This window comes from Sulfobacillus sp. TH-112, from assembly GCF_057473405.1.
Map to the genome: position 1 here is coordinate 1 of NZ_JBYCKN010000116.1, position 17818 is coordinate 17818.

Sequence of the window (17818 nt, forward strand, 5' to 3'; positions counted from 1 at the left end):
AACCACCCACCCATTGTCCATGAGCGGCGCGGGCATCACCATATTGGGCACACCGACAGTCCACTGCACTGCCCCAGTCAAAATGTCAATCGCATCCACCTGGTCATTACTGGTACCCACATAGAGCGTGTCTCCTGACACCGTCGGTGCTTCAACAACCGACGTGCCAATGGTCAAAACATAACTCTTAGTGAGACGCCATACGGCTGCATAGGCGCTATTATGGCTGGTGCTGCCACGAAATGTCGTCCATGGAGAAGGTACCGAGGGCAGGGCATCTTGTCCTACAGATAGCGCGCTAAAACCCGCTATCGCTTCTGACTCAGGATGATACGTCAGGGAAAAACTAGCCGTTGACGGACTGGCGCCCGCACGCACCCGGGCATCCCAACTCTTCGGCCAATAGACCGAATGATAAAAGGGGCGAGGCATCTTCATCCCGGTCCACAGCGGGATAAGGTAGAGGATGCTGAGTCCGGTCAAAGCGACCACGATTCCCCAAACCAGGCGTCCCACCCTTCGCCATGCTACGGTACTAAGCCAGTGATAACTGAGAATCATTCCTGCGGCAGCAGCTACATCCAGTCCGACCGAGGCAGTCGTAAAATAGTAGAGAAACTTTGAGCGTGGTGTCGTCAACCAGGTACCATAAAAGGCGACAATCCAAAGAAGAAGAAAGACCCACGGCCACCGACTCAGGCCGAGCCGCTTGGCCCCGATGATGCCGCCAATAATGCCAAGCAGTCCTACCCATACCACGATCGGGTCAGAAAACGCCATTAGGCGAATACTCCAGGTCGAGGTGGTCTGAAGCAACAAGGCAGTTGGTCTGGGGATAAGCAACCAGGTGAACGCATTGGATGTCCAAGGGTGGAAAAACCGCAGGGTCCACATCCCCTTCAGAATCAGCCACTGTAACTTAAAAAACGCAATAAATGGGTTCTTCGGTAGATACGATTGATGATATCCCGTGGGCCAGGCATAAAAGTAACTCGCGTAATACACCACAAATGGGATAACTGTGGTGGCGGGTAGCCACTTTGCCCATTGCTTTCGGGTTTTTTGCCCTGCGGCCACCAGCCATCCCCAGACTAACAACAAGGTTTGCCCGCCAATCCACTCGGCGGCCAAGCCCAATCCCAACAGCGCACCAAAAAGGGCCCAGTTCCACCACGGGATCTCATAATCCTGGCGCATTTTCCTGGTTAATCGTAACAGCACCCACAATCCGGCCACCGCCAAGGGAACAGCGCTAGAGTCTGGAAGCGCTACTCGCGACATTGTGACTAAAAGTCCGTCCACACTCGCAAAGAGGGCCGCCAAAAGAGCGATACCGCGATGACGAAAAAGTTCAAATGCAATACCTGCTACCGCAATGGGCACCAGCGTACCTAGCACCACTCCCGGAAGACGCCATACCCAGGGATGATTTCCCAACGTATAAATCGCCGCCGCAATCAATTCTTTCGCCAAGGGAGGATGGGAGAGCAAATTCGGATCGATTCCAGGGACCATATGCTTAATCAGTACCGGCGGCGTTCGCCTCAGCAGCACGTCCGCTGCCGGTACATAGTAATATTCGTCGTAGATGAGCCCGGGGTATGTTCCCACCCCTATCGCACGCATCAGCAACGCCACCACCGTGATCACCGCCAACGCAATGCGATAGCGCCAGACGGCGTTCGGGCGAAGGGTTGGTTTATCCCACGAGTTCACTTCTGGATGCACCATCTCATCCGCCCTTCTGTGCAAAGTTATGACGTACGATAGTTCGTAAAGTTCAACTCAATGCCGAAATCCTGTCCCTTCAGAAATTGAATCGCCGCTTGCAAGTCGTCGCGGTTCTTGCCGTTAACGCGAATCGCCTCACCCTGAATCTGAGCCTCCACCTTAATTCCAGAGCCACGAATCGCCTTTTGAATTTTTTTCGCAACGTCCGCCTCAATACCTGCCTTAATCGTCACTGCCAGACGCGCTCGTTGCATCCCGTGCGACTCCACCGCACCAAACTCTAAAAACTTCAGTGACACATTGCGTCGAGCCATCTTTTCTCCCAGTACGGTGCGTAACGCATCCAATACCATCCCTTCCGGCGCGTCTAAGGTAATAACATGTTGCGCTTGATCGTAATCAACCACAACCTCTTTCCCCCGGAAGTCATAACGGGTTTGCGTCTCTCTACGCGTCTGATCGAGCGCATTTAACACTTCTGACCAGTCGGGCTCAGAAACAACATCAAATGAACTATCTTTCGCCAATTACGATTCTCCCTTCCATCGTTCGTGCTCGATTTTTAAGCAGTGGTCCTCAACATACTGCAGACCTCCGGACCCAGCGATAGCCTCCGCCACCTCATTGGCAATGCCCAATTGTAACCATAGGGTTTTCGCTCCAATACGCACTGCCGACTCCGCCACTGGTGGCGTATCTTCCGCCTTCCGAAATACGTCGACAATGTCGACAGGCTCCTGGATGTCCTCTAAACGCGCGAAAACTTTTTCACCCAATATTTCTTCTGCCTGCGGATGCACTGGAATAATGCGATATCCGTGCGACTGCATATACTGAGCTACCCGATAACTGGCGCGATCTTCTTTGGGTGACAACCCCACCACCGCAATGGTATGGCTCTCTTTCAATATGTTATCAATCTCGTCACGACTCATCCCTAATCCTCCTTTAAGCAAATGCTCCTCTTTAGTCCCACATTGCCTATACACTGGTCTCTAGTATAACGAACCCTCAAAGGACATGTCATCCCACAAGCTTCGCATGATCTACCAGATTCCTCCTAAGACGGTATAATAGACTTATCGAGGATAGATGAGGTGACCTATGGATAAAAAAGATCCCATACCATTTAACAGCCGTAAACGACAAAAGCGTGTCAAGGACGCGCGCACCCAATCGCGCTACCAACAACCACCGCGGCGTCCCACCGATGGCGCCCTAGACGACGTGCGGGCCTATTGGACACACTTTATCCGCGCTCCCTTTGCCGGTCCAGGCCGTTTTTACTGGACCGAACGGATGTTGTGGGGAAATGCGGTCATTGCTGGCATTCTATCCCTCATCGGTACCGCGATCGTGGTCGGATTTGCGCCACTCACACTGATTTCCTATGCGATCAATGCCGTGTTTGTCTTTTTTGTGGTCTATTACCTCATGACATGGGTCATCAACTGGATTCTCATTCGCATGGGTTCGAGACAACACTTTACTGACGCTCTGCGCTTAGAAATGATTGTGCTCTCAGGATGGCTCGTTGTTGTGTCTTTAGTCCGTTTGGTACCGATCGCACAGCCCCTACTCTATGATGCCGCGATTTTAGTGTTCGGAATTCTTACCCTTATCGCAGTGCACCGCGTGGCACGTGTGACCTGGACAAAGGCTATCTTAAGCTCACTTGGTGGCGCCATCGCCGTCATCCTTCTCTTGATGATTTTACAAAATATTTAAAGCCCGCCCTCGCACGCATTGGTGCGAGCGGCGGGTGTACACCCTCAATACAATTGCCTTCTTGATTTTAACGTTATGATTCTTGCAGTTGCGACGATGGTGTTGCAGGCACGGTTTCGTGCCGCTCGCGACGCATCACCTTTTGCGCGGAACGGCCAATGAGCCAGGGACTAAACGCTGTGCGTGAAATGAGGTCCATCAGTAACGTAGAGAGTCCCACTAATAGAATTATCGTTAATCCATCTAAAATAAACGAGGCATGATTCATATGCACCGCGGATAAAAATCGCGTCCAATAGTCCAAAATCATTGGGTGAACCAAATAGATTCCAAAGCTTAAGTCTGCGAGCTTTTTGATGAGAGACCATCGACCTGGAACCTTTTCTCGGCCCCGCTCATAACGCACTCCGATGGCCGCCAATAATACAATCGCCATCACACTCCAAGGAATCATCGCCGGCTGCAATACGGCATCAGCCAGTGTCATGTTGTGACCCGCATAGGTTTGCACAAAGAACTCGCCTAACATCAGCAGCGCGGCAACCGCTGACGCCCAAAGGACCAACGACAGATGGGTCCCGAGCCAGTCTCTGACCTTGGGCCAATTTAACGCCGCCACTCCCCCAATCACGAAATAGAGCGCATAGGTCCACACTTCGTCCCCGGTATAGGCGTTAAGTCCTCCGGGATGCGGCCCAATACCGTATTGGTCATACGCCATAAGAGCAAATTGAAAGATGGCGGTTATCCCAATCACCCAGAATGGATGCTTCTTTGCCACTCGCATCAAGGCTAGAAACAATGGCAGCACAAGGTAAAACTGCATCGTAATAAGGAGATAGTAGAGCTGAAATGATGCACCACCATCCAACAAATCTTTTCCATAAGTCACAAAAAAAATACCCACCCCTGCAAATGCCCCAAACAGAAGTAGATAGCCCGCACTCCAAATCATATAGGGGAACAACACCAATCGATACCTCTTCACATATACGGCTTTCCACTGCAGTTTTTTGCCAAACAGTGAGTATGTGAGAACAAACCCGGTCAGTGCCATAAAGGCCTCTCGAGTAAAGTGCAAAAGGGAGCTCACAGCACCCGAAGATACCCAAGCACCACCATTAGCCATATACCAGGTGCTATGCACAGCCACCACGGATACAATAGTCAGAGCTCGAACAAAGTCCGCCGCCTCGACGTATTTCTTTTCTGCCACTACTAGCTGCCTCCCTCGCGCACTTGCTGACGCAGGTCTTGACGAGCAATTTTTCCCGTACTGCCCTTAGGCAGACTTCGCACCACAAAGTAGGCGGCCGGTCGTTTAAACCGAGCCAGTCCCTGTTCTGCCCATGACTCGATACCTTCAATCATTAAGACATTCTCATCGCGCGCCACAATGAAAGCCACCGGCTCTTCCCCTAATACTGGATGAGGACGTCCGACCACCGCGCAATCCGCTACACCCTCACACGACAAAAGCCACTCTTCGACTTCCCGCGGAAAGATTTTCTCTCCGCCCCGATTAATAATATCTCGGCTGCGGCCATCTAAATAGAGAAATCCATCCTTATCAAGATACCCTAAATCCCCGGTGGGATAAAACCCTTGGTTCAGGATTGCCTTCGCCCAATAATTGGGTCCAAAGTGGGCATCAATAACCCCCGGTCCTCGAATCTCTACCGAACCGCGCACCTGAGCTGGCAAGGGAATTCCCCTCTCATCGACAATTCGCACCTCGGTACCACGAGGCACTCCGACTGACCCCGGCTTTCCTCCCTCTCCCGGCAAGGGATTAGAGCAAATTTGGCTGCCTGCTTCCGTCATACCATAGGTTTCCACCACCCCAATACCAAAGCGACGCTCCACCAACTGTCGGGTAGCAAGCGGCAGCGGAGCAGACGCTGATCGAATGAATCGGATGGGTCGCGATCCCACAAGAGGCTGTTCTGGTCGCTGGCTCAATACCATTAAAATTGAGGGTACTAAGTTAATCCAGGAGATGTCAAACCGCTTAATGGTGTCCCAAAAATCTCGCGCGTGAAAACCGTCAGCGATGACGATGGCACTTCCTGCCACTAAACTTCCTAACACCGCCACGACTAAAGCGTTGATATGAAACAACGGCAACGGGGAAAATCCACGATCTTCGGCGGTATAGCGATGAGCACGGGAAACTTCTGTGGCGGTGTGCCACAAGGCCTCAAAGGACAATCCTACAGGCTTTGGATCTCCCGTCGAACCGGATGTGAGCAAGATGATTCCTCCCCCTCGACGAGAAGAGGACACAATAGCCGGGATCCCGGTAAGAGTCGGCGCGTGCACCCCATCGAAAATATAGGCAGCCCCACTCTTTTCCAGTGTCCGTCGCACATCATCGTCAGGTGCCGCCGGATTCACGGGTACAACAATGGATTCATGTGCTAAGGCAGCCAGGAACCACAACACAAACTCACCCGGGTCCTCAATTTTAAGCGCCAAACGATGGCTTGGCCGAATACCCCATGCCATCAGCCGCTCGCGGCGCATCGCTACCGCTTTGGCGGTTTCCGCGTAGGTCCAGCGCCCCCCGGTGGTGGTTTCTAAATACACCCGGTCACTGACTCGGTCTCCGAGTATGCTTTGCACTGTGAGCCTCTCCATATCGTCCATCGTCCTCTCTGTCAGCCTATAACGCCTTCACAGCCCCAGCCCCAACCACTACACGCTCTTCCAACACGCGACCGCGGGTTTCGTGTCCCAAAATCAACACGGCAACCGCTCCCACCACTGCGACCGCCGCTATAAAGACAAAGCTTCCGGTTATGCCGCTTTGCGCCAACATCAAAGCCATGATGTAGGGTGCCAGCGCACCACCAAATAATCGTCCCATTCCTTCGGTAAGACTGACTCCGGTGCCACGGATCGCGGTCGGGTATTGCTCAGCGGAAAAAATTTTAATCGCAGGGTCTACCGAAACACCAAAGAACGCCAATAGCATGCCAGCCAACACAATACCGTCCACGCTACGTACACTGGGGAACCACAAGGCCGCACAGGCAGCAATTACGGAAAAAGCAATGATCACGGGCTTGCGTCCTACACGCTCAACCAAATAGGCCTCAAAAAATTTCCCGGGAATTGATGCCGCCATAATCAACGCAGCAAACTCCAATGCCACTTGACTGGTCATATGCTCTTTGGTGAGAATCGTGGGCATGAAATTCATAATGGCATAAAACACAAACAAAATACTCGGAAAGGCTATCCATAACATGAGTGTCCGCCGTCGATAGGCTGGAGCCCACACCGTCTTCATCGGCTTCTGGGGCGTCGCATCAATGACCGCGTTCAACACCTCATCTCGAGCCTCTTGGCCGACACGCGCTAAAATTCTCATGGCCTCTTCTCGGCGATTATGGGATAGCAGCCAACGCGGGCTCTCCGGCAACCACACCGCCAGAATCAAAGCATAGACCATACCCAGTCCGCCCAAGAAGAATAGAGTGCGCCATCCCACCAACAATCCCGACCCGCTCAAAATCCATCCTCCAACCAGTGGGGCAGCAAAATATCCTACCGATAAAAAAGCATCTAGGATCCCTGCCACTCGGCCGCGAACACGATTGGGACTTAATTCAGCCAACAGGGTATAGGGCAAAGGAAACATGGCGCCTAGACCTAATCCCGCAAAGAATCGCATCAGCGCCACTGCCTCCCACCCGGAGACAAATCCCGTACAAAAAGTAATCAAAGAATAGAGGACTAACGAGCCCACCAAGAGTCGCTTACGCCCAAAGCGATCAGCCAAATATCCTGAGGGTACCACCCCGACTACGATGCCGATGGTGGCCGAGGCAACCAAAATTCCAGTGTCTGACCCGGTAAGATGAAACAGCGTATGAAACGGCAGAAGCACCACACTCATCAAACCAATATCGTAAGACTCAATAAACCAAGCTAGGGCGGCCAATATGAGCCAAAAAGCCTGAGAACGTGTAATTCCCCATATCCTTCGTTCCATGGCCCAACCTCCTTAGCTCGCAATCTTGATTTCGGTTGTTATGATACCAAGAACGCCTAAATCAAGCCTGAATTGGAACTAAAGGTTTCCTGAATTTGTGACAGCACTAGGGCTCCAGAGATCCTAGCACCACCCCTATGACCGCGCCTACGGCAGCCGAAAGGGTGACAAGAATCCCAAACGCTAGGGCACTTTTCACAATCGATGTCCGCGTCATCACCCCTTTAAATGCTCCGAGTGCCAATGCAGCCCCAATAGAAAGCGCCCAACTCACGTCGCGTGCCGCTGTCAAGTCACTGCTGACAAGATACGGAATGACCGGAGGTGCCGATCCGATAAGCACCGCTGCTCCCATGGTTAAGGAATTTCGTAGCGGCGTTTCCTGCCGGTTCTGATGAATTCCAAGATTCTCTCTCGCCATAAACTTAAGCCACCGTGGACGGCTTTCCACGATGACTTCTGCAACGTCCGGTACCTGGGCTTTAGGAATCCCGATCTCATCCAAGAGCCGTGCCACATGATGCCGCTCGCGATGGGGATAGAGACGAATGGCGCGCTCCTGGTCCGAGACTTCTTTCTTCATAAAGTCATTCTCCGAAAGAGTCGCGAGGTACGAACCCACAGCCATAGACACCATCGCCGCTCCGACCGCAGATAGCCCCGCAATAACAATTGAGGCGTGACTTTGATGCGACAGCGCTTCCCCGGAAACGAGTCCAATAGTGGCAACTAGGCCATCGTTGAGTCCAAATATACCTTCACGTATGAGGCCACTTTGACTTCTTTTAGGTTGAGTTCGCTTAATTCGCCCAACGCGTCGTCCGCCGCCATTTATCCCGCTGGATGACATAAAAACACCCCCAGCTCTCAGTGTCTCCGCTGAAGGAATAAGTATGACTACGGTCTTATCTCCGAGGTTAATCCAATAAGGCTTTTGCGAGCGCAGAGCGATCGGAGTCATGCATCGGTAAGTTGGTCAACTCCGCAAGCGGCCACCAAGAAAGCTCGGTGACTTCACCAAGGTCCGGGGACAGTGCCGATGTTCGCGTTCCTACTAGGGAACACCGATAATAGAAGCGCAGTGAATGATAGGGCCGTCCGAACATAGCGATGTACCCCTCTGACATGTAAAGAAAGTCCCCGGCATGGACTCGGATGCCGGTCTCTTCGAAGAATTCGCGTTCCATGCCTTCTGCCAAGCTCTCGAACGGCTCGACACCGCCACCCGGAAAATCCCATAATCCGGTAAAACGTGATCGGCACAACAAGATGGTCGACTCTCTCAACAAAATCCCGTAAGCGGCCGGACGAAAGCGCACCATCTCGGCGTCATAGGATGCAACATGCCCAAAAAAGTCGGGGCACTCCACCATCTTCCCTTTCCCAGAGGGTGATTTCATCAGTTACCTTCTTTCCTGGTATGCCCAAGAAATCTCGGGCCAATCACGATATCTTGTTCACCGCTATGCTACCATAGTTTTATCGTTGAGGAGGAGGTATCTCTCATGCTAGAAAATATGATTCCCATTTCTCTCACGCCGTTCCACCAGGATGGCTCACTCGACCATGAGAGCATCCCTACGCTGATGCAATTCTATCTCCGCAATCAGGCTTCCGCGGTCATCGTGCTGGGCATCATGGGTGAAGCGCATGCGCTATCCGACCGCGAACGGGAATTAGTGATTGAGCATTACGTGAGTGCTTCGCATGGAAAGGTGCCCATTATCGCTACCATTTCCTCTCCAGCCACTGAGGTAGCCATTGAACGCGCCCGCCAGGCCCAGGACCTGGGGGCCAGTGCCCTCATGATCGCCCCCCCGCCGGGGGTTAACGACCCGCTGGTTCTGATGACGCATTTCGAGCGCATTGCTTGGGCGTGTGACTTGCCGTGGGTTCTCCAAGACGAACCAAGCACCACGGGGGTCAAACTCTCTCCTCACACCATTGCGCAATTTGCTCGTAATATTAAAAGTTTAGTAGCCGTCAAAGTTGAGGAGATTCCCAGCGCTTCCAAAATCGACGCGCTCCACCAGTTGATCCCTCACGTCCAAGTGTTCGGCGGGCTGGGCGGTCTTTACCTCTTTGAAGAGCTGTGCCACGGTGCAGCGGGGTCAATGACTGGCTTCAGCTATCCCAATCTCCTCGCACAAATGATGAACTACTATCGCAGTGAGGACTCCGACACCGCCCGCGCCATGTTCTATCGCTATTTACCGCTGATTCGTTATGAAGCGCAGTTGGGCGTTCGCGGCATTGCCATACGAAAAGCGCTTTTTTTGGCCCGCGGTCTCATCAGTACCGCGACGGTGCGGGCCCCTAGTGCGGCCGTCGATCCCATTATTGAGGCCGACTTAATTAATCTTGTCAGTGCTTTGGGGTTGTCTCTGGGCACGCAGGAAAGCTCGATATAGATACCGAGCTAAGTGCTCTACCGGAACCACGCGATCGGACTGCGCCACGCCCAATGTCATCTGTAATTGACATCCTGGATTGACCACGATAATCCGATCTGGTTGCACCTCTGATACGTCACTCATCTTTTGGTCTAACAACCGATTAGCAAACTCCGGATGCTGAATGTTATAGATTCCGGCCGATCCGCAACAGCGATCCTGACTATCAATCGGTTGAAATGTGTCACTCTTGACCCATTGCATGAGGACGGCGGGAGCTTCTCCCCCTTTTTCCACATTCACCAAATGACAAGAATTCTGCAGCGTCACGGTCTCTCCAGCGCCTTCGAAGGTGGTATCTAGTGCTCGCTCCATCACCACTTGCGACCAGTCCTGCACACGAGAAGAAAACGTTTCCGCCCGCTCACGCCACCCCGGCTCATCGGACAGGAGATCGCCATACTCAGCGAGCATGGCACCGCATCCACCAGCCGTATTAAGAATGGGGAGACTGCCCGACGATTCGAAAGCACGAATATTCGTTTTAGCTAGACGCTTCGCCTCGTCGCGACGCCCCGCATGCATATCCAAAGCACCACAGCATCGCTGGCCGGAAGGTTCTCGCAGTGCCACACCGAGGCCCTGAAGTAATTGACGGGCGGCATGATTAGCGTCCCCGTACAAGGCTTCTTGCACACATCCTCGAAAAAAGGCCGCTTCATCATGCGCCGCCGACGAGGAGACCACACCTGGCAAATACTCTTCCTCATACGTTAGCATAGGCAATAAACTTCTAGCGTCTTTGGGGACTGGCCAGTTGGCGGTGCGTTTTGCCCAACTCGCAAACTGCTTCATACGCTTAGGGTGACGCGTCATTTTCAACAAAGCCCGCGGAAGAAATGTCATCCCCCGATGCCTAGGACGAGACCGATCCAACACCAATTTTCCCGCCTCTAGCACCCGGTGGTACTGAACGCCCGACGGACACGCGGTCTCACATGCGCGACATCCTAAGCAGTACGACAAACTTTCCTCAAGGCCCAAATGAGCGGCGATTTCATCATTGAGCACCCCTTCAACCATCGCGATCCGTCCACGAGGCGAATCCACTTCATTCCCCGTCAAACGATAGGTGGGGCAGACCGGGAGACAAAACCCACACTTATTACAGTGTTCAATCTCTTTGATAGCCAAATCGTAGAGAGATTCCATGGCGCTACCAGATCACGGCGTGCCCGGGGATCGGACGCTGAAAGCGGCCAATATATTGCGCTAATTCGGCGCTAACCGGAACTTCAACCACAGTGGCTTCACCATCTTCATCAGGCTGCCCTTCTTTCAAGCTGTATCCCTCGGTCACATCGTCAATACGATCGATAAAGAGCACCCCCTCTAAGTGATCAATTTCGTGTTGTAAAATGCGTGCATCAAATCCTTCCACTTTGCGACGAAGCGGATGCCCAACGGCATTCAATCCCGTAAATTCAATCATCTCGGCCCGACGGGTAGGACAATAAAAGCCAGGAACTGAGAGACACCCATCGTAATCTTTTACCTCTCCACGCACTCGAAGAATTTTAGGATTAAAGATCACCTCGGGCTCTTCCATGTCATGTCCCTTCCAAATAAACGCTCGCAATGCGGATCCCACTTGAGGTGCGGCAATACCGTATGCCGCCACCGTATCCCAAGTATCAAAAAAATCCACTGTCAGTCGTTCCGCCTTCTCGGTGATATCCTTCACCTTGCGAGTCCGTTGACGCAAAAACTCACTCTTATCCGGCAACATCCAAATCTTCTGTCTCACCTGCGTGTCATCCTCTAGTGCCATAGTCCTTCGCGCCCTTCGGTCCGTCACTGATAATTCCTAGGCGTCGAAAGCGGTCTTCCATAAACTCCAGTGGCGTGTGCTCCACTCCATTGAACCCTGGCTTCGTATGAATATCCCATGCATCAGGAAACACCTCTTTTAGCATACGACGTATCCGCCGACCTGCTGAATCCGCATCCGTCACCACCACAACTTGGCGATGCCGCGCCATCCAACGAAGTCGGATGAGCCGTTCCTGACTCGGAATTCCATAAGTCATCGCAATGGGAATCTCTTCTGGTAAAAATCGTCGCAATCGTTTTGCATCATTCTTCCCCTCAACAATAACAAAAAACGAGCCCATGTGGATCCCTCCTCAACGAATCTCCGCTGCGTGGGACCACCTCCTTCGAACACGTCTTTGCTAGTATGCTATCATGCTTTTCCCGTAAAAGAGAAATTGCAGCCTCTCTATGCCCATGATACTTGTCGCAGGCGAAAATCGCGCCCGTAGTCTCCTCACTTTTCCAGCCATTTAAGAGAGGGACATCCATCAAATCTCACTACCATCAGTGAGAATACCCCGTCCACCAGTGACTTTTTATCTACACCGGCAGACTATCGGAGGCACTAAATGAGCGAAACTTTTGTTGACTGGATGGTGGACTCACCCTCACGGGCATCACTGTGGTCACACATTATCCTCGAGTACACCACAGCCTACACAGCCATTGAGCCGCCCCTCAACTATCGCCGCCCTGTCCGCACTATCTGGTCAGAATCAGATTTAGTCTGGAATAAGTACCGAGCGAAAGCGCACCGTCGAGGCCATCATGTGGTCAAATGCCTCTTGGGCGTGACTCAAAGGAAATGTTTCTATCATGGGTTTGACCTCTGTCATCGCACTGAACTTCAACGTATTTTCTATATCCTGTCGGCCCCGGGACGTCCACCCACGAATGGTACGCCGACCATTTAAAAGTTGCGCTGCCGACAATTGGAATGGCCGACCGTCACCCGCCACCACCACCATTTCTCCTCCGGGAGCGATAAGGTCTATAAGCCCTCCAATCGCCTCAGCACTCGGTGCCGTGGCCAAAATGGCTTGAAATCCCCCATCGCTTCTCATCGCCTCATAGTCCTTCGAGACCGTGGTATCGTAGTACGCTCGCGCTCCCAGTTGCTTGGCCAACGATTCCTTGCTCCGCCCTCGCGATAGGGCCACGGTATCAAAACCCATCCGAGATGCATACTGTAGCGCTAGGTGCCCTAATCCACCAATCCCTTGAATGGCCACACGATCGCCCGCCTGCACCTTCATACTTTGGAGGGCGCTAAACGTGGTCACGCCCGCGCATAACAGCGGAGCTGCGTCTTGCGACGAGTAATGGTCAGGGATAAACACCACCGCCTCCGCGTAGGCCACCATCCATTGCGCATATCCTCCGTCTTGAGTGAGACCGGTGACTCGTCGACCACCACCCGACCACCCCACACCGACCCTATCTCCCACAGCAAGCCCTTGCACTCCACCACCCACTTGATCAACAATCCCCACCACCTCGTGTCCCGGGATCCGTGGATACTGCATACCGGGATAGTGGCCATCGATCGCCATGACCTCGCCGTGGCATACTCCTGAAGCTTCCACTCGAATACGTACCATCCCTGGCCCCGCCTCAGGACAATCGCGTTCAGCCACTTCAAATCGCGCACCACGTGTCGGTATTTGTACCGCTTTCATTTGCTACTCCCCCTTATCGGTATCAGTTTTCAATCCCATCATTTCACATCAACAAGTCCATGTTACTCGGCTGATAAAATGGCCTCTATCCACTCACGCAACTTCGCCTTTTGTGTTTTCCCGCCCGGCCCTAGCGGCATGGCATCAACCAATTCCACGCGCTCCGGCCATTTAAATTTGGCCACCGAGCGGGCGTTTAAGTACTCTGCGAAGTCCTCCACCGTCGGAGAATGGTGAGGCTGGGCCACCACAAACGCACATACTCTCTCCCCTAAGATCGGATCAGGCATTCCTACCACGGCCACATCACGCACGCTCTCATGACCACTGAGATAGTCTTCAATTTCTTTGGGAAAAATATTTTGGCTCCCACGCAGGATCATGTCCTTCTTACGACCCACAACTCGTAGATAGCCCTCCTCATCATAAATACCCAAATCGCCAGTGTGCTGATATCCGCTCCAGCGATCACCTGGCTCCGGCGGTTCGTGATACGTCGCTTGGCTCTCCTCTAGGGAATCCCAGTACCCATGATGAATATTCCAAATGAGAATTTCTCCGACTTCACCGGGACCCAATCGACGTCCCTCGGCGTCGATCACCGGAACATCAAACCCTTCAAACGGGACCCCTGCGGCTTGCTTCAGATGCTCTTGACTGATTCCAGAAAGAATCGGGCTCATACAACCGCCAACTTCGGATGTGCCGTAGACATTAAAAGATGGGATGCCATAGCGCAATAATTTTTCGATAACCTCTCCTGACATGGGTGCACCGGAATAGCTCACAAGTCGCAGGGTGGCAATCGCCTCTTTCGAAAACGCCTGATGCGTTACAACCCGAGTGATCAAGGCGGGGTTCCAGACCCAAATGGTAATGCGCTCCTCTTCCGTCAGGCGCAATACCACCTCTTCGTCAAACTCCGTAAGGTAGAACGACCGCCCCCCGGTGTACAGCGAGGTATGTACTCCCCATAATCTCCCTGACCCTCCGCTTACCGGGCCAATCACCAAGCGAGAATCATAGAGGTTATGTCCTGCCCGTTCAGCAATGGCGACACTGTGGACATGAAACCAATCCACTGTGGTTCTTTTAGATAGCTTAGGGACGCCGGTGGTACCCGCGGTAGGCAGGAGTTCGTGCACTCGGAGTGGATCGGTACGAAGATAGTGCAGGTCTTCCTCAGAACGGTCACGCACCGATTCATGCCGCAGATACGACTCTAGCGGCATCACTCCGGAGGGCAGCACCTCCCCTGGCATTTCCAGAACAATAATTTGCATCTCCGGAAGGATCTCTTGCGCCTCCTGATACCATTCCAAAAGCTCTCTACCATGCCAGTGGGCGACGATGACCGCTATGCGTGGTGCCAACTTTTTCAGTACCCCCAGAGTTTCACTCTTACCAAGGTCCACGTTTAATCCCGCATGCATCATGGATAACTTAGACGTCACCATATCGAGATACACGCTCTCAATGCAATTCGGCAAGTGCGATACCATCACTGAACCCTGAGGCACGCCGTCATCCAGCAAATGCCATATCATGGCATTCACCTCATCGAACGCTTGGCGCCAACTGCGACGGCGACGTTCATGGGGCTCTATACCGTACAGACTATCTCCATAGGCCTCCCGATCCCCGTATAAAGATGCATTACGCTTTAGTAAGTCCCAGTGCACCCAGTCAAAGTGCCGACCGCCATTTTTCTTTGACTGCAAAACTTGCTCAAAACGAAACAAGGAATCGCCGTTCAAGTGAACTTCCTCCTTCTTCTCAATCTATCCCAAGAGGATTCTCCACCAGACGACGTTTTTCCTGCCATTATCACTCGTTCCAACACAGCAACTTACGAAACCATAGCTAAAAATTTCCTATCCCAAAAAAGGTGCCCTGCCCGCGAATCCTCTAAGGAAACATTATAACAACGCAAAAATGGGTCCATCTATGGACCCAAGGAGGGCATCCCATGACAAGTGCACTGACGTTGCAAGTCCCTGCAGTACTAGCATTAATTGCTGGTATTCTAATCTTAGTTTGGCCGCGGCTGTTAAATTACGTTGTCGCTATCTATTTAATCGTCGTCGGCCTCATTGGGCTGATTCATTAGTTCGGTTAGGGTTTTGGCTATCCCGGTTGAGTCACGCACACGGGGTGAGGTACGAGTTACCCCGCTCTTCACCCCGTGTCTTGTGTTGATAGAGTAACCCTTGCCACTAAGTATTCACCGTCACCATTACCAGCCAGCGACCTGCCCAATAGCCTAAGGGGTCTCCGGTGTTGGCCTATGCAACGATTCATAGGCGATCCGCGCAATCATCCGTCTTACATCCTCGTGCTGTTCAGCGGACCAGCCCTGAAGCAACTCTTGTAGCCCTTCGGTGCGGGCATCCACCAATCGTCTCGCGGCGTCATGACCTCGGTCTGTCAATTGAATCGGCCTATCTTCAGAGAACTCCTCCATATAGCCCGCTTGTGTCAAAGACACGGAAATGTCGCGGACATGCTGGCTAGACGCGTGTAATTGTTTGGCCAGGTCTCCAAGGCTGAGACCCGGATGGTCATCGATTCGAAACAGCAGCCATACGCCCTTCGCGTCCAACTCCACCGCAGCGCGTTTCGCCAGTTCGAGATAAATTTGTACTTGATTCTCACGGTCCGCCAGCACCGAGAGACTACGAGTCAACTCCTCTAGTGAGGTTCGAATAGCCGGCATCGCCGTCGGCGCATAAGTATCCGCCGGATTGGTGGCGGTCACCGACTTTCGGAGGGGGACCTCCTTAAGAAACCACGTAAGAATGAAAGCGACTAATGCAATCGGGACTGCCACTAAGAATACATAATGTAATGCGGCCGCATAGGCATGGACATATCCGCTGTGAATCGCTGGAGGTAACGCCTTCAGCGCCGCGGGACTAGCGCCTGCCGACGCGCTGAAACTCTTGGGTAGCACCAATCCGTGTAAATAGATACCAATATCCTTAAGAAACCGACTGGCGAACAAGGCCCCGAATACCGCGGTACCGAACGACCCTCCAATCGAACGGAAAAACGTCGCGCCCGCCGTCGCCACCCCTAAGTCCTCGTAACCGACGGCATTTTGCACCGCGATCACTAAAACCTGCATGACGCCGCCAATCCCGACGCCCAGCACAAACATAAAGACTCCACTCGCGAACACCGAGGTGCCAACAGCCAGCCGCGAGAGCAGGTACATCCCAATCACCATGAGCGCAGTGCCCAAAATAGGGAACAACTTATATCGTCCCCATCGACTAATGAGAATACCGGACATAATGGACGTCAACAAAAGGCCCGCCATCATAGGCAATATCTCAAGTCCTGACGCGGTCGGACTGGCCCCACGCACCACTTGCATATATTGCGGCAAATAGGTAATCGCCCCGAACATCGCGAATCCAACCACGAATCCGATCACACTGGTCGATAAGAATACCGAGTTTTTGAATAGGCCTAAGGGCAAAACCGGTTCAGGAGCTCTTCTTTCAGCCATAATGAATGCTACCAAAAGCACCGCTGAGATCCCGGCAAGTCCCAGAATTTGTGGGGAACCCCAGGTATAAGTGGTTCCCGCGAGCGTCGTGAGCAATACCAGGCCAGTGGACACCCCGGCTAAGAAAATGGTCCCTAAGTAATCCACCACGTGCTTCACTCGGGAAAGTGTCTTCGGAAGAACCGCCGCCGTCACCAGCAATGCCACAATGCCTATCGGCAGGTTGACATAAAAAATCCAGTGCCACGACAGATGTTGAACTAGAAATCCCCCAATTAGTGGTCCAATGACGCTGGTAACACCAAATACAGCACCAAAAATGCCCTGATAGCGCCCCCGCTCGCGCGGCGAGACGACATCAGCAATAATGGTTTGGGCTCCTACCATCAACCCTCCACCGCCAATGCCTTGTAACGCCCGAAAGAGAATCAGTTGCAGCATCGAGCCAGAGAGTCCAGATAGTGCAGAACCGACCAAGAAGATGACGATCGAAATCTGAAAGAAATTCTTCCGTCCATATAGGTCTCCCAATTTTCCCCACAGCGGAGTAGAAATGGTCGACGTGAGAAGATACGCGGTGACAATCCACGACAAGTGCGACAGCCCATGCAAATCTCCCGCAATAGTTGGAAGGGCCGTCGCGACAATGGTTTGGTCCAAAGCGGCTAAGAGCATTCCCAGCAACAGTCCCACCATGATAATCAGCACGCGTCGATGATCAATCGCGGCACGTTCAGTGTCTTCGGCTTGCATCCGCGTCGTAGCCATACTGTCGTTCCTCCTAGTCGATAAGAGTCCACCCACCCATAACCATCATCATACCGAATATCGTTCCCAAAAGCCCGATTTAACCGCATTTATTTTGTATCGCTGACAGTTCGCATAATAGAGAGAAGTG

17 protein-coding genes are annotated in these 17818 nt (G+C 52.6%); 3 read left to right on the forward strand and 14 right to left on the reverse strand.

Going from position 1 to position 17818, the window contains the following annotated elements; translation table 11 throughout:
- The 3 genes from ACOJWD_RS07820 to ACOJWD_RS07830 all read right to left on the reverse strand — a co-directional run.
- Positions 1–1731: phospholipid carrier-dependent glycosyltransferase (locus ACOJWD_RS07820; RefSeq protein WP_486992662.1), on the reverse strand; the 1731-nt coding region annotated here is incomplete at its 3' end.
- Between the two features lie 23 nt (positions 1732–1754).
- A complete protein-coding gene (locus ACOJWD_RS07825; RefSeq protein ID WP_486992663.1) occupies positions 1755–2258 on the reverse strand; it encodes a YajQ family cyclic di-GMP-binding protein in 504 nt (167 codons plus the stop codon).
- Positions 2259–2666, reverse strand: a complete 408-nt coding sequence (locus tag ACOJWD_RS07830; RefSeq protein ID WP_486992664.1) for a CoA-binding protein — start codon at positions 2664–2666, stop codon at positions 2259–2261.
- Between the two features lie 169 nt (positions 2667–2835).
- On the opposite strand from ACOJWD_RS07830, the gene ACOJWD_RS07835 reads away from it, so the two are divergent.
- A complete protein-coding gene (locus ACOJWD_RS07835) occupies positions 2836–3459 on the forward strand; it encodes a hypothetical protein (RefSeq protein WP_486992665.1) in 624 nt (207 codons plus the stop codon).
- 73 nt (positions 3460–3532) lie between these two features.
- Here ACOJWD_RS07835 and ACOJWD_RS07840 read toward each other — a convergent pair whose 3' ends face one another.
- The 5 genes from ACOJWD_RS07840 to ACOJWD_RS07860 form a co-directional block, all read right to left on the reverse strand.
- Positions 3533–4675 carry an acyltransferase gene (locus ACOJWD_RS07840; protein WP_486992666.1) on the reverse strand — a complete coding sequence of 381 codons (1143 nt, stop codon included), beginning with the start codon at positions 4673–4675 and terminating at the stop codon, positions 3533–3535.
- A gap of 2 nt (positions 4676–4677) precedes the next feature.
- Positions 4678–6084, reverse strand: a complete 1407-nt coding sequence (locus ACOJWD_RS07845) for an AMP-binding protein (protein WP_486992667.1) — start codon at positions 6082–6084, stop codon at positions 4678–4680.
- A gap of 40 nt (positions 6085–6124) precedes the next feature.
- The gene (locus ACOJWD_RS07850) at positions 6125–7459 is read right to left on the reverse strand and encodes an MFS transporter (RefSeq protein ID WP_486992668.1); all 1335 of its coding nucleotides are present in this window, start codon (positions 7457–7459) and stop codon (positions 6125–6127) included.
- A gap of 106 nt (positions 7460–7565) precedes the next feature.
- Positions 7566–8309 (reverse strand): VIT1/CCC1 transporter family protein, encoded by a 744-nt coding sequence (locus tag ACOJWD_RS07855; RefSeq protein ID WP_486992669.1) that lies wholly within the window; start codon positions 8307–8309, stop codon positions 7566–7568.
- Between the two features lie 67 nt (positions 8310–8376).
- On the reverse strand, positions 8377–8859 hold the full coding sequence (locus ACOJWD_RS07860; RefSeq protein ID WP_486992670.1) for an NUDIX hydrolase: 483 nt from the start codon (positions 8857–8859) through the stop codon (positions 8377–8379).
- Between the two features lie 105 nt (positions 8860–8964).
- Between ACOJWD_RS07860 and ACOJWD_RS07865 the strand changes: the two genes are divergently transcribed.
- Entirely contained in the window at positions 8965–9870 is a 906-nt protein-coding gene (locus ACOJWD_RS07865) for a dihydrodipicolinate synthase family protein (RefSeq protein WP_486992671.1), read from the forward strand.
- Here ACOJWD_RS07865 and ACOJWD_RS07870 read toward each other — a convergent pair.
- From ACOJWD_RS07870 to ACOJWD_RS07890, 5 genes are all read right to left on the reverse strand, one after another.
- A complete protein-coding gene (locus ACOJWD_RS07870) occupies positions 9811–11064 on the reverse strand; it encodes a (Fe-S)-binding protein (RefSeq protein ID WP_486992672.1) in 1254 nt (417 codons plus the stop codon). The two genes, ACOJWD_RS07865 and ACOJWD_RS07870, sit on opposite strands and share 60 nt — an antisense overlap.
- Before the next feature lie 4 nt (positions 11065–11068).
- Entirely contained in the window at positions 11069–11659 is a 591-nt protein-coding gene (def, locus tag ACOJWD_RS07875; protein WP_486992673.1) for a peptide deformylase, read from the reverse strand.
- Between the two features lie 7 nt (positions 11660–11666).
- Positions 11667–12026 (reverse strand): toprim domain-containing protein, encoded by a 360-nt coding sequence (locus ACOJWD_RS07880; RefSeq protein WP_486992674.1) that lies wholly within the window; start codon positions 12024–12026, stop codon positions 11667–11669.
- 423 nt (positions 12027–12449) lie between these two features.
- Positions 12450–13406: a zinc-binding dehydrogenase gene (locus ACOJWD_RS07885; protein ID WP_486992675.1), complete on the reverse strand. Its 957-nt coding sequence runs from the start codon at positions 13404–13406 to the stop codon at positions 12450–12452.
- A gap of 62 nt (positions 13407–13468) precedes the next feature.
- Complete coding sequence (locus tag ACOJWD_RS07890) at positions 13469–15163, reverse strand: class I adenylate-forming enzyme family protein (RefSeq protein WP_486992676.1); 1695 nt, start codon at positions 15161–15163, stop codon at positions 13469–13471.
- A 212-nt stretch (positions 15164–15375) separates the two neighbouring features.
- On the opposite strand from ACOJWD_RS07890, the gene ACOJWD_RS07895 reads away from it, so the two are divergent.
- A complete protein-coding gene (locus tag ACOJWD_RS07895) occupies positions 15376–15516 on the forward strand; it encodes a DUF3096 domain-containing protein (protein ID WP_486992677.1) in 141 nt (46 codons plus the stop codon).
- Between the two features lie 153 nt (positions 15517–15669).
- Here the strand turns inward: ACOJWD_RS07895 and ACOJWD_RS07900 are convergent, their stop codons facing one another.
- Entirely contained in the window at positions 15670–17688 is a 2019-nt protein-coding gene (locus tag ACOJWD_RS07900; protein ID WP_486992678.1) for a DHA2 family efflux MFS transporter permease subunit, read from the reverse strand.
- Between the last annotated feature and the right edge of the window lie 130 nt (positions 17689–17818).

Coding starts and splice junctions, on each gene's coding strand:
- ACOJWD_RS07830 (WP_486992664.1), bottom strand. CDS start 2,666: ATGAGTCGTGACGAGATTGATAACATATTGAAAGAGAGCCATACCATT.
- ACOJWD_RS07835 (WP_486992665.1), top strand. CDS start 2,836: ATGGATAAAAAAGATCCCATACCATTTAACAGCCGTAAACGACAAAAG.
- ACOJWD_RS07850 (WP_486992668.1), bottom strand. CDS start 7,459: ATGGAACGAAGGATATGGGGAATTACACGTTCTCAGGCTTTTTGGCTC.
- ACOJWD_RS07855 (WP_486992669.1), bottom strand. CDS start 8,309: ATGTCATCCAGCGGGATAAATGGCGGCGGACGACGCGTTGGGCGAATT.
- ACOJWD_RS07860 (WP_486992670.1), bottom strand. CDS start 8,859: ATGAAATCACCCTCTGGGAAAGGGAAGATGGTGGAGTGCCCCGACTTT.
- ACOJWD_RS07865 (WP_486992671.1), top strand. CDS start 8,965: ATGCTAGAAAATATGATTCCCATTTCTCTCACGCCGTTCCACCAGGAT.
- ACOJWD_RS07870 (WP_486992672.1), bottom strand. CDS start 11,064: ATGGAATCTCTCTACGATTTGGCTATCAAAGAGATTGAACACTGTAAT.
- ACOJWD_RS07880 (WP_486992674.1), bottom strand. CDS start 12,026: ATGGGCTCGTTTTTTGTTATTGTTGAGGGGAAGAATGATGCAAAACGA.
- ACOJWD_RS07885 (WP_486992675.1), bottom strand. CDS start 13,406: ATGAAAGCGGTACAAATACCGACACGTGGTGCGCGATTTGAAGTGGCT.
- ACOJWD_RS07895 (WP_486992677.1), top strand. CDS start 15,376: ATGACAAGTGCACTGACGTTGCAAGTCCCTGCAGTACTAGCATTAATT.
- ACOJWD_RS07900 (WP_486992678.1), bottom strand. CDS start 17,688: ATGGCTACGACGCGGATGCAAGCCGAAGACACTGAACGTGCCGCGATT.